This is a genomic window from Wolbachia endosymbiont (group A) of Sicus ferrugineus (assembly GCF_947251515.1).
Classification (GTDB): Bacteria; Pseudomonadota; Alphaproteobacteria; order Rickettsiales; family Anaplasmataceae; genus Wolbachia.
On the sequence record NZ_OX366370.1, the window covers coordinates 1075066 to 1087558 of the forward strand.

A 12493-nucleotide genomic window follows, 5' to 3' on the forward strand; every position below is an offset into this window, starting at 1 on the left:
ACTAGCTACCCTGGGGTTTCTTTGCCTTTTTTTCCACTTAGTAAATTTCTTAACGTTTATAATTTAGGTTAACTGCATTTAAAAGCAGCTGAATCGCAGCGTTTAGAATAAAAAAACGCCATACTTGAAAGTATAATGTAAGTAACTAGCCAACCACGGGGCTTCTTTTGCCTTCTTTTTCATTTGGTAAATTTCTTAAATATTTATGGCTAAAGTAATTTAGGCCTACCGACAACCGTCATCCCGCTACGTGTTAGCGCCGCGGCGGTATGACGTAGAAGCTATACTTTTATACTCACCAACTCAGTTTGCTTGCTTACAAGTAAACTGCAACCCTAAATGTTGGAGCACTGTCGTACACTAAGCGCTGTAATGACAATTTTAGTCGCTTCATACAATACTATAAATAATCAAAGTTATTTCCCCATCGGTCAGTTAATGCTCACATATCATCAAAGTTAGCTATTCTCCATAGCGAAGTCTCTAGCTAGGAACAATGAGCCACAGATTAGTATGGTTTTGATGTTTTGGATAGAGGCTTTTAATATGTGATTTGATATTGCATCGTCAATTGATTCACATTCAACTGCTTTTATTCCTATGTTATTGGCTTTTTCCCTAATCAAATTTGTATTTGTTGCTTTAGGTTCAGACTTAACACAAACCGCACATAGTAGCTTGATATATGGCTTTAAGTGCTCTAAGAACTCTTCCACATTTCTGTTACGAGTAACACCAAAAATTATATAGATACCTTCAGCAAAATTGTCTCTTACCCACTTAGCTAACACTCTGGCACCATCATTGTTGTGTGCACCATCTAAAAATAATTGCCAATCTTTCGGTAATAAAGAAATTAAATTGCCCCCTTTTATACGCTCCAGTCGTGCAGGCCAGTAGGTATGCTGTAAACCTGAAGTAATATCCTCTTCTCCAATATCAAATCCGTATTTTCCACTCAAAATGCTACATGCTGCAATGGCGTTTCCTGCATTGATTATTTGGTGTTCACCCTTCAGAGATGGCAAAGGAAATTCTATTGATTGAATAGCTGATTGAAAAATCATTTGAGCTCCAGCACGTGACCTCTCATTTTTTTGTTTCTGGATCCCAGTTTGGATGACAGATAGTCGTTTTTTGCAATTCCATTCAAGGCCTCCTCTATACAGAGGAGATTTCTTATTTATTGCGTGGTGTTCTAGCGTGTTCATTATAGATTTTTCTTGTGGTGCTATTACGCAAGGAACATTAGGTTTCATTATTCCAGCCTTTTCACCTGCTATAATTTCTATAGTAGGGCCAAGATATTCTGTATGATCAAGGGCAATGGAAGTAATGATTGTTAAAATCGGACTATCTATAACATTTGTTGCATCAAGTCTTCCACCCATACCTACTTCAACTAAAGTTATATCGGCTTTATGACGAGAAAAAGCTAAAAAAGCTGCAATAGTTGCAGCTTCAAACAGAGTGATAGGTTGTTCTGCAATTACGGCACGGCATTCTTCTAATAAGCTATATAATTCATTATCGTCGATATAACTGCCTGCAATAACTATTCTTTCATTAAAATTCACCAAATGTGGAGAAGTGTATGTATGGACCTTATACCCTGCTGCTTGCATTATATATCTTATAAATGCTAGTGTTGAGCCTTTCCCGTTAGTCCCAGCTATATGAATTACGGGAGGCATTTTTTTCTCAGGATTGTCCAATTTATTTAGAAAGCTTTTTATGCGATCAAGAGAAAAATCCTTTGGTCTACTACCAAGCTGTTTAGGCCAATAAGGCATATATATCATGGATTGTTATTGCATTTTAATTCAGCTATAACGCTTGCTATGCCATGCGTGTCGATTTTTTCACTAAATTGAGAACGTTGATTAATAGCAATACTTATTCCACTCATTACAACATCACTTATCAAGAAAGAACTGTTATTTTTAGTAACTTTAAAATCAATATTTGTAAATTCTTCATCACCGTAAGAAAATCTTGTGCCAATTAAGCAAGTTTCATCGTCAACTGCTTTTGTACTCATTATGATCATTTCACTATCATGCATGTATTTATATAAAATTTTAACGCACAAACGCGTAAGATACACTTCATACTCTCTTAAAAAATCTTCTTTTTCTTTTTGTTTAACTAAAGCCCAATGTTTTCCTATAACGAATTGCGATATTCCTTTGAGGTTAACATTATTCTGAATGACCTCCTGAAGCTTTTCGTGTACATGCCCTAGGTTTTTTCTATTTCCTTTTGTAGATATACCATCCACTTGTTGCTTCATAGTATGCACAAAAATTTTGTGATCTGTACAATTAGTATAAGCACTTGAAGAAATTACAATAAAAACAACAATGATTAAAACTTTAGTAATGTTCATAAGATATATTTATTAACTATGATACTTAGAATGCAAATTTAATAAAGATTAAATAATAATCGCTGACTTTAATATACCTATAGACATGCCCTGTGTAAATCATCTATAATTCAAGTAGGGGTCTGTGCTATGCGTTATGAGTTAAGTTAAATTTCCCGAGCGATAATTTCTAGAGAAGGGGATTGCCTCTGCTGGTTTCGTTGAAACTAATATGCGATGCCCACCTTAACTTCAGGTCTCAGGAATCTACTAAGGCTGACGGTAGATACGGATCCTTTTTTGATTGGTTTAACATTTATGCTTCATCAATGCAGAGAACAAGGTACCTTCCTATGTTCGCCTAATGAAGTATTCCAAATTGTAATTGATGTTGAAAGGTATCCTGATTTTGTTCCTTGGTGCAAAGCCGTTTATATAAAAGAAAAAATTGACAACCAAATGGTTGTGGATCTTCTCGCAGCTTTTCATGGAATTAAAGGAAAGTACACATCAGAAGTAACCTTTCTTTCTCCAAGTGGAACAAATGAAGGTTGGATAAAAGCTGTATCATCAAATGGAATATTTAAACATCTATACAATGAATGGCAATTCATTCCCATAGATGAAAATAAAACTATGGTAAAGTTTTATATAGAGTTTAAGTTTAAGTCCAACTCATTTTCCACTTTATTAAACTCAGTATATAAATATACACAGAGTAAAATAATTGCTGCATTTAAAGATAGGGCTGAAAGCCTTGCTAAACAAAAGTTATCTTGACATTATTAATATAAATATGTAATTTTTTTAGTAAGTTAAGTGTTTGTATTGTAATGATTTTCAGACTATTGTTTTTACTAATTCTTATGAGTGTTAATTCTTATGCAGTTGTTAAATCCAGTAACCAACATATTCAAAAAGAAACTAATGAAATAACATCAAAGGAGTTACTATCACTATTACCTGATGATAAATTATTAGGAGATCCAAAAGCACCAATTCTAATGATAGAATATGCTTCATTAACTTGCTATCACTGCTCTCTTTTTCATAAGAATGTTTTTCCTAAAATTAAAGAGAAATATATAGACACAGGTAAGATGTTATATATATTTCGTCATTTTCCTTTGGATTACAGAGGGCTAAAGGCTGCAATGCTAAGTCATTGCTACGAAAAACAAGAAGACTACTTTAATTTTAACAAAGCTGTTTTTAACTCAATAGATTCGTGGAATTACTACAATTTAAGTGATTTGACTTTACTACAAAGAATTGCTGCACTAAGCAACTTAAAGCAAGATGCATTTAACCAATGCATTAATGATAAGAAAATTATGGATAAAATCGTAAATGATAAATCACTGGCAATCAATAAACTTGGTATCACAGCCACTCCAATATTTTTCATCAAGCTTAACGATGGTAAGTCATATATAGAGCATAATAAAGTTAAACATGAAGGGTATAAAGAGCTGAAATATCTCACTGATGTGATAGATAAATTATATGGAAAAGCTATAGTGAAGTAATACCACTGTAGCTTACCATATAAAAGACTCTATGCTGAGTCATTGTTTTTCACTACTGTTTGTTGTTTTTTACGCTCAAACTCTCTTTTTTTACTGTGCCAACTGTAGTAATACATAGCGATTTTATTCTCTATTAATACTATCGTCCCATCATAAAACTGAACCATATCCATAACTTTTCTCTGAGCTTCATTAAAACGTTCTTTATACTTTTCACGATAAGCTGGATTATGTAGTAACATAACCCCTTCATTCTTGTTAGATTTTTTGTTTAGCGTTTCAACTTCACTAGCAATAGTATAAGACATATAACCCCCTCTAATTGATTATAAAAATTATATTTTAAAAAGAGAAATGCGCATAAACAATCCCTTTAATTCTAGTATAATAATCGATTGTTTATTATACTAGTTAACCATAGTACGATATATAATAATTTTTGTCACTTAAAATTTTATACTATGAAATAATAACTTAAAATAAATGTTTTTATTATTTTAAACTATATTATTATGTTTATAAATTGTGTATGAATTAAGCCTCCCTAATTTATAATATAAAACGTAATGCGTAATAATTCTAGTATAAAATTGTCATATATAAGAAATCTATTTGCAAAAGAATATAAAAAAATAGAAGAATATTGTATTCTTGAAAAAAAGCAACATATTCAGATTGGCCCTGAAGAAGGAAAGCTATTAAGTTTATTTATAAAAATCCATAAAATCAAAAGTATTGTTGAGGTTGGCACATTATACGGTTATTCGTCGATTTGCATGGCAAAAGCTCTACTAGAAGACGGTCATATATATACAATAGAAAATAATCCTCAACACTCAAAAATAGCAAAAAAAAATTTTAGTGCTTTTAATCTAAGTGATAAAATTACTCTAATAGAAGGCGATGCACTGGAAAAAATTAATGAATTATCAGCAAAGGCACCATTTGACATGATATTCATCGATGCTGACAAAAGTAGTTATCCTAAGTATTTAGATTGGGCAGAGTCATACATTAAACAAGATGGGCTAATCGTTGCAGATAACACTCTATTGTTTAATACAGTATTTTTAGAATCGCCTCCAAAAGAAGTATCAGAAAAATCATGGCATGCTATGAGGAAGTTTAATAATAGATTATCAGATGAAAAGAAATATTTCTCTATATTGATTCCAACTGATGAAGGAATGACTGTAGCTTTAAAGCTAACATAAGTTAAAAATCAAGGTCAGCGTAATGTTTAGGAGGGGTTAAACCGGAAACTCTCTCTAATAATATCTCACGAAAACAAGGCTTTGATTTAACAATGGAGTACCATTCTTTTAAAATTTTACTTTTTTCCCATGGAAAACTACTTACATAATCCATTACGGAAATATGCGATGCTAAAGCAATATCAGCTAAAGTAAACTTATCAGTTGCAAGCCAAACGTTCTTGTTAATTAAGTGTTCGATGTATTCCATATGGCAAGGCAGGTTATGCTGAGCTGCATGAAGAAATCTAGAGTCAGGGCTGCGGTTAGTAATTACTTTTTCATTCATAATATACTTAGTAACTTCATTGTAAAATTTGTTGTCGAACCAATTGATTAGAGCGCGTATTTTAGACTTAATAATAGTGGATGAACCAAGTAATTTGACGTCGCTATTGTAAGTCTCTTCTATATATTCACAAATGGCATTACTATCCGCTATTACAAAGTTATTATCTATTAATACTGGTACTTGCCCAGTTGGATTGATCTCCATAAATTCATTCCGTTTTTCCCACGGATTTTCATACACTAGATCGCAGCCTAATTTTTTTTCTTTTAGAAAAGTTCTAACTTTTCGTGAAAATGGACAAAGAGGAAAATGATATAAAATCATAATATTCCTCTTTTGTTATCCCAGTACCTATAGGTTATTATTCCAGTGTGTGACACTGCAATCCACATCTTTTTTCTCTGGATCCAAGTTGGAATGACAAGAGAAGAGTATTTTAGGTAACAGTTGTTTACTCCAAAGTAATGTTGCAAGAGATCTAACATATAAATTATTAAGGTTAATATAGGATATACCTTGCTAAATAAAAAAAAAAGTATAATATTTTATAAGGTATGCAGGCAAAAACTCTGTAATTTGGTCAGATCAGAAATGAAGCAGCCATATCAGAACCTTTTTGGGTTGCATACCTATTTCATTATTTGTTTTATCCGAGGCTATGAATATAGCATTAAAACATCGTCCTAGTAGCTTTAAAGATCTAGTAGGTCAAGATATATTAGTGCGTGTATTAGAAAATGCTTTTATTTTAAACAAAATTCCACAATCTATACTGCTCTCTGGTAGTAGTGGAGTTGGTAAAACCACCACTGCAAGGATAATAGCTTTATGTTTGAATTGTTCCCTGGGGCCAATTTTTGAACCTTGCGGATCATGTGAAAATTGTCTAGCAATAAAAAATTCAAGCCATCCAGATGTAATTGAAATCGATGCGGCAAGTCACACTAGCATTGACGATGTTAAAGTAATCCTGGGAGATATTTGCTATTCACCTATAAGCTCTAAATTCAAAGTCTACATTATAGATGAAGTACACATGTTATCCAGCAGTGCATTTAACGCATTACTTAAAACCCTAGAAGAGCCACCATCTAGTGTAAAATTCATTTTAGCAACTACAGAAATAAAAAAGATACCAATAACTATTATTGCACGTTGTCAAAGATTTGATTTACACAACATTCCTGTAGCTAAAATAGTAGAACGTTTAAATGATGTTGCACAAAAAGAGAGTTATTCCATTGAAAAGGGAGCATTAGAGTTAATTGCACGACATTCTGGAAATTCAATGCGTAACGCCTTGTTTTTGATGAATCAAGCAGTGCTATATAGCAAAGATGGTGCAATATCCACTAAAAATGTGATAGACATACTTGGCCTAGTGGATAAAGATATTATATTCGATCTATTAGGAGCAATATTAGAAGGTGATTTACAGAAAGCTCTATCAGTGTTTGACAAGGCGATAAAAACAGCAAACCCACTTAGTATTTTTGAAGGTCTATTGCAAACAATTCAGTTAGTATGCCGTTTTTTGATTACAAAAGAAATTGATAATGCAGTTACAGAGTATGAAAAGAATAGGATAAAAGATTTAAGTATAAAGAAGTCTTTAATATTTTTTTCGAGATTGTGGAAGGTGTTGCTTAAAGGTATTCAAGATATAAAAACTTCAACATGCAACGATGTTGCTGCTGAAATGATGTTAATTAGCCTCTGTTATCTTTCTGATCTGCCTTCTCCGGAACAAGTGGTCAAAAAAATTCTTTCGCAGAATGCACAGCAGGGAAATACGCATAGTATAGGAAATGAACAGCAACAAAATTATGATTTTGACAAAGTTTTGCAACTATTAAGGCGGAGTAACCAAATTTATCTTTACAAACAACTGTGTAATAATCTACAATTAATAGATTGTAAACCTGGATATTTAAAATTAAAAGCTGTATCTAAGTTGGATAGTAATTTTTGCAATGATTTAAAAAATTACTTAAACCAGGTGACTCAGCAGGAGTGGGTTATTACAGTTGATACGGGTTATATAAATAGGGAAGTGAGTAATTTAAATTATGCACCTGCAGTTAAGGATATACTTGATACATTTAAAGGTGCAAAAGTAGTTAATATAGAAAATAAGGAGTAAGTTGTGGATTTTAGTCAAATAATGAAACAAGCGCAAGAGATGCAAAAAAAGCTTGCAGAAGCTCAAGAAAAATATGTTGGGAAAGAGTTTCAAGGTATTTCTGGTGGTGGCAAAGTTTCTGTATTAGTGGAAGTCATAAAAATAGGTAGCTATAAAGCTAAAAAGGTGAACATAGACTTAGAACTTATGAGAAATGAGGAAAAAGATATAGTAGAGGATTTAGTAACAGCAGCGTTTAATGATGCCGTTAAAAAAGCAGAAGAAGATATGGCAAATGCAACTTCTGATCTTGCAGGTATGATGGGTTTACCACCTGGGTTCAAACTTCCTTTTTGAATTTATTTCTATACTACTGAAGTTTCTTTTAGTGTAAGTATTTCTTTTTTAATATTTTCAACGCTAGTACTTCTTTATATAATACGCCTATAGCTAGCACATTCCTACGTCATACCGTCGCGGATAGATCCCGCTAACACGTAGCGGAATGACGAGGTCTTTCGATAGTAAATCTTACCTGTGTTAGCTATACCAAAAAATCAAGAGTAAAAAAGTCGTGTAACTCTATTTATTCATTAATAAAATCTTTGTCTTTTCCCAAAAATTAGTTAAAATGTAGAATATTTTGTGTTATTAAGTTAGCACTTGACTTAACTTTAGTTGTTACTTAGACTGCTAAAGTGGAATTTTAATTTTTTTACGAGGACAATTATGCATTATAAAAAGTTTTTTTCAGCAGCTGCTTTAGCAACGTTGCTAAGTTTATCAAACTCTGCTTTTTCAGATCCTGTTGGTCCAATAAGTGATGAAGAAACTAGCTACTACGTTAGTTTGCAATACAACGGTGAAATTTTACCTCTTTTCACAAAAGTTGATGGTGCTACAGGTGCTAAAAAGAAGACTGCGGATACTGGTACAACTACTGACCTTTATAAAGCTTCTTTTATGGCTGGTGGTGGTGCATTTGGTTACAAAATGGACGACATCAGAGTTGATGTTGAAGGGCTTTATTCGCAGCTAAGCAAGGATACACTTGATGTAGCTCCTACTCCAGCAATTGCAGAAAGTTTAACAGCAATTTCAGGGCTAGTTAATGTTTATTACGATATAGCAATTGAAGATATGCCTATCACTCCATACGTTGGTGTTGGTGTTGGTGCAGCGTATATTAGCACACCTTTGGCAACCGCTGTGAGTAGTCAAAATGGTAAATTTGCTTTTGCTGGTCAAGTAAAAGCTGGTGTTAGTTATGATGTAACTCCAGAAATCAAACTCTACGCTGGAGCTCGTTATTTCGGTTCTTTTGGTGCTCACTTTGATGGAGAAAAACAAGATCCTCAAGACCCAAGCAAAATGGTTGCTGATAAAGGCGCATATAAAGTACTTTACAGCACTGTTGGTGCAGAAGCTGGAGTAGCGTTTAATTTCTAGTCTATCTCAGTCTTGTTATCCCAGTGGGTTTTTTCTTGTCATTCAAGTAGCATGACACTGGGGTGGCTTTGTTGCATAGCAGCAGAAAAACTAGTGATTACTGACTAAATTCATTATAAAATGACGATTTAAGGATAAATATGCCACAAAAAATGAGAGTCAGTAACCATAGAGAATATAACAAATTTCTAGAAAAAAGAGGAAATATTTTTCATTATATTAACGAAGCCATAGAAAATTGGTATGAAATTGGGCCAAAAATGCAGGGTAGCAACTATATTTATAGTGATAAAGTTGTAATTTTGGTGCATATAATCGTTAATCTTTTTAGAATTGGCTTAAGACAAACAGTCGGGTTTATAAAATGATATTTGCAACAAATAGGAAGAGATTTGCAGCTATTCACAAGCATCAAAAGAAACTTGATATTAAGATCAATGATTGCAGAGTTGATAAAAATAACATGGAAGATATCGAAATTGCTATAGACAGTGCAGGCATTAGTATATACAACAACACACAGCAAAGAAAATAGCAAAGATAGAGAGTACCGCGGCTATAAACAAGTAAGAAAATTGCACATAATGTTGAGCAAACAAGTCATAGCTACAAAATACAGTAATGGCGTTTACTCTGATCACTATGGAGCATTGGGGAAATTTGATGTTAAATATGCTATAAAAGCACTATATGCAGATAGGGCATATGATAGAAAAAAGCTCTATAAGCTGTGTAATCAATATGGCATAAAAACGAAAATTCCTCCGAAAAACAACGCAGCAGAGCATCCAAAATTGGATTATATGCTTGATAGAAATGCCGCTATTCAGTTAATGAAATTACATGGTGAGAATGGTATAAAAAGATGGAAAGAAGAAGTAAATTACGGAAAAAGATCGTATATTGAAGGATTTTTCTCAAGGTTGAAGCGAATATTTGGGTTTAGTTTTAAGAATAAATCTGAGACAAGTAGAGAGAAGGAACTACTTATTAAATGCTACTTAATGAACACATTTACTGCAATTAGTATGCCTAAATTTGAAATAGTCGCATAAAATTATTTACTCTGGAAAAAACTTACGTTGCTATGCAACAAAGCCATCCCAGTGTCTGCTGCTTGCATAGCATTTATCTACCAAAACAATGGTCATGCAAGAGGCTTAATGACTTTGCTTGGATGTGTGATATAATTTAAATTGTAAGGTCTAAAAAATACTAGCATGAATGAAGTGATAACATTTGGTTGTCGTCTAAATTTTTACGAGAGTGAGTTAATCAAAGAAGCATTAAAAAAAGCAGAAAGAAAAAATGTTGTTGTGGTGCATAGCTGTGCAGTGACAAACGAAGCAGAACGCCAAGTAAAGCAAAAAATACGTAAGATCTATAAAAACGACCCAAGTAAAGAAATTATCGTAGTTGGTTGTGCTGTTCAGTTGGATCCAGAAGTTTACAGTAGCATTCCTGGTGTAAGTAAAGTGCTCGGTAATCAAGATAAGCTAAAAGCTGAAAATTACTTACTAAATGACGATAAAATCTTAGTCAGTGATAACCAAGTAAACAAATCAGAACCTGTTCTAATTAATGGATTTGAAGATAAATCAAGGGCATTTATTGAAATTCAAAATGGTTGTAATCATAGCTGCACATTTTGCTCAATTACTGAGGCAAGAGGGAATAATCAATCTGTGCCAATAAACAGTATTATAGAGCAAATTAGGATCTTTGTAGAAAATGGATATCAAGAAGTAGTGTTTACAGGTGTTGATATTACTGACTTTGGTACAGATTTGTTTGCTAAGCCATCACTTGGTTCAATGATTAGGAGAGTTTTAAAAGATATACCAGAGTTGAAGAGGCTAAGACTTTCCTCTATCGATGTTGCTGAAGTTGACGACGAATTAATGGATTTAATAGCTAATGAGTCAAAACTTATGCCTCATTTACACTTGAGTCTACAATCTGGCAATAATTTGATACTAAAGAGAATGAAACGTCGTCACAACAGAGAACAAGTGATAGAATTTTGTTATAAGATGAAGAACTTGAGGCCTAATATAGCATTTGGTGCTGATATTATTGCTGGATTTCCAACAGAAACTGACGAAATGTTTCAGGATACAGTTGATCTTCTGAAGGAAACAAATATAGTTTACCTACATGCTTTTCCATATTCAGAGCGGAAAAATACACCTGCTGCACGGATGCCGCAAGTACCAGAGAATGTGCGTAAAGAACGGGTAAAATACTTGAGAGAGATGAATAAGGAAATGATGGGTAGTTTTTATCAATCTTTGGTCGGCACTAAACAAAGCGTTCTGGTTGAACAAAATCATATCGGTAGAGCGGAAAATTTTGCACTAATAAAGCTTAAATCAAGAGCTCAAGCTAAAAGTATTGTGAAAGCTCATGTTACAGGAATAGAAAATAATTATCTAATTGGAAATATTTTTTCTTAATTTTTATACATTGAAGAAATATACGATATAGTAATTATACTGTAAATGATAATTGTGAATTCATTTATGATAACTAGAATATCTATTACTTTATTTTTGATTTTCATTTCATGTGTCTATTTTTTTATTACTTATATTAGTAATGATACACACATTGAGCAAGTACAACCCTTAAAATTAGAAACAGACAATAATAAAAGTGTGATACGTTCTGAGGAGGTTACTGCAAAAGAAATACCAATAAAATATCAAGAACTTGAAAGTAGTCCACCTTCTGTTTTCCAAGCAGATGATCAGAAAAATATGTGGCCATATATTGCAGATCAAGCTGATAATGAGAAGATTATAAAAGAAAAATCAAAAAAACTTGATTTCTATGTTAGTGCTAACGGCGGTAAGATATACAATAATAACTCAAAAACATTTGTAAAGGGTATAAAGGCAATAGGAGAAAGGTTTATTAGTTTAATCAATACAGATGATTCTGACCTTTCTTGGCTAGAAATTCAGATATTAGGGCTTGTCAAAACTGGATTAGTAAATGAAATTAAGAGTATACAGAAGTTTAAGGGTGAAATTGACTTTCAGTGGCTTAGGAGCATATCTTTAGGTTACTATGCTGGAGAAAATGGCCGAGTTGATTTTGAAGCCATGTATTCTATAGCCAATATTAAAGATAGTAATTCTCCTCCGATATTTGATAAATCAGCAAGCGTGTTTGCATTTTTATTAAACCTTTATTATAACCCCAACATTCAAAATACGCAATTTGCTCCGTACATTGGTCTTGGTATAGGACCAACAGTTTTTAGATTAAAAAAGATTAATGGGTCACCCCAAAATTCAATGCCACTGAATGTTCCTTGGTTTGCTTATCAAATAAAGCTTGGTGTTGACTATTCAATAATTCCAGAAGTTAAAACCTTTCTCGGCTATCGTTACTTTAATGTCCCAACACCTATTGCAGACGACATATCCACTCATAATATTGAAGTTGGTTTGATATTTAATTTTTAGTAGTGAT

Annotated in this window: 12 protein-coding genes, 2 other RNA genes and 1 pseudogene; 11 read left to right on the forward strand and 4 right to left on the reverse strand. The window is 32.9% G+C overall.

The window, feature by feature from the left end; all coding sequences use genetic code 11:
- Nucleotides 1-458: 458 nt before the first annotated feature.
- The gene (locus OPR24_RS05430) at nucleotides 459-1802 is read right to left on the reverse strand and encodes a bifunctional folylpolyglutamate synthase/dihydrofolate synthase (RefSeq protein ID WP_265033055.1); all 1344 of its coding nucleotides are present in this window, start codon (nucleotides 1800-1802) and stop codon (nucleotides 459-461) included.
- Nucleotides 1799-2389 carry an MlaC/ttg2D family ABC transporter substrate-binding protein gene (locus OPR24_RS05435; protein ID WP_265033057.1) on the reverse strand — a complete coding sequence of 197 codons (591 nt, stop codon included), beginning with the start codon at nucleotides 2387-2389 and terminating at the stop codon, nucleotides 1799-1801. The genes OPR24_RS05430 and OPR24_RS05435 overlap by 4 nt, the downstream gene beginning before the upstream one ends.
- Nucleotides 2390-2505: 116 nt before the next feature.
- Here OPR24_RS05435 and ssrS point away from each other — a divergent pair.
- The 3 genes from ssrS to OPR24_RS05450 all read left to right on the forward strand — a co-directional run bounded on the left by ssrS (nucleotide 2506) and on the right by OPR24_RS05450 (nucleotide 3897).
- A non-coding RNA gene (ssrS, locus tag OPR24_RS05440) (6S RNA) lies at nucleotides 2506-2667 on the forward strand.
- 19 nt (nucleotides 2668-2686) lie between these two features.
- Nucleotides 2687-3148, forward strand: coding sequence for a type II toxin-antitoxin system RatA family toxin (locus OPR24_RS05445; protein WP_265033058.1), 462 nt, complete (start codon nucleotides 2687-2689; stop codon nucleotides 3146-3148).
- A gap of 53 nt (nucleotides 3149-3201) precedes the next feature.
- A complete protein-coding gene (locus OPR24_RS05450) occupies nucleotides 3202-3897 on the forward strand; it encodes a DsbA family protein (protein ID WP_265033059.1) in 696 nt (231 codons plus the stop codon).
- Between the two features lie 29 nt (nucleotides 3898-3926).
- Here OPR24_RS05450 and OPR24_RS05455 read toward each other — a convergent pair whose 3' ends face one another.
- Complete coding sequence (locus OPR24_RS05455; RefSeq protein WP_265033061.1) at nucleotides 3927-4205, reverse strand: DUF2671 domain-containing protein; 279 nt, start codon at nucleotides 4203-4205, stop codon at nucleotides 3927-3929.
- Between the two features lie 258 nt (nucleotides 4206-4463).
- On the opposite strand from OPR24_RS05455, the gene OPR24_RS05460 reads away from it, so the two are divergent.
- Complete coding sequence (locus tag OPR24_RS05460; protein ID WP_265033063.1) at nucleotides 4464-5111, forward strand: O-methyltransferase; 648 nt, start codon at nucleotides 4464-4466, stop codon at nucleotides 5109-5111.
- 1 nt (nucleotide 5112) lies between these two features.
- On the opposite strand, the gene OPR24_RS05465 is transcribed toward OPR24_RS05460, so the two are convergent.
- Nucleotides 5113-5766 carry a glutathione S-transferase family protein gene (locus OPR24_RS05465; RefSeq protein WP_064125276.1) on the reverse strand — a complete coding sequence of 218 codons (654 nt, stop codon included), beginning with the start codon at nucleotides 5764-5766 and terminating at the stop codon, nucleotides 5113-5115.
- Nucleotides 5767-5985: 219 nt separating this feature from the next.
- Here OPR24_RS05465 and ffs point away from each other — a divergent pair.
- From ffs to OPR24_RS05510, 7 genes and pseudogenes are all read left to right on the forward strand, one after another.
- An RNA gene (gene ffs, locus OPR24_RS05470) (signal recognition particle sRNA small type) lies at nucleotides 5986-6085 on the forward strand.
- 15 nt (nucleotides 6086-6100) lie between these two features.
- On the forward strand, nucleotides 6101-7585 hold the full coding sequence (dnaX, locus tag OPR24_RS05475) for a DNA polymerase III subunit gamma/tau (protein WP_265016627.1): 1485 nt from the start codon (nucleotides 6101-6103) through the stop codon (nucleotides 7583-7585).
- 21 nt (nucleotides 7586-7606) lie between these two features.
- Nucleotides 7607-7921 (forward strand): YbaB/EbfC family nucleoid-associated protein, encoded by a 315-nt coding sequence (locus OPR24_RS05480; protein ID WP_064125278.1) that lies wholly within the window; start codon nucleotides 7607-7609, stop codon nucleotides 7919-7921.
- A gap of 372 nt (nucleotides 7922-8293) precedes the next feature.
- Nucleotides 8294-9013, forward strand: a complete 720-nt coding sequence (locus OPR24_RS05485) for a P44/Msp2 family outer membrane protein (protein ID WP_265033065.1) — start codon at nucleotides 8294-8296, stop codon at nucleotides 9011-9013.
- A gap of 140 nt (nucleotides 9014-9153) precedes the next feature.
- Nucleotides 9154-10068 (forward strand): annotated as a pseudogene (locus OPR24_RS06645) (IS5 family transposase).
- 165 nt (nucleotides 10069-10233) lie between these two features.
- Complete coding sequence (gene mtaB, locus OPR24_RS05505; RefSeq protein ID WP_265033072.1) at nucleotides 10234-11469, forward strand: tRNA (N(6)-L-threonylcarbamoyladenosine(37)-C(2))-methylthiotransferase MtaB; 1236 nt, start codon at nucleotides 10234-10236, stop codon at nucleotides 11467-11469.
- Nucleotides 11470-11535: 66 nt separating this feature from the next.
- Entirely contained in the window at nucleotides 11536-12486 is a 951-nt protein-coding gene (locus tag OPR24_RS05510; RefSeq protein WP_265033073.1) for an outer membrane protein, read from the forward strand.
- The last annotated feature ends 7 nt before the right edge of the window (nucleotides 12487-12493 follow it).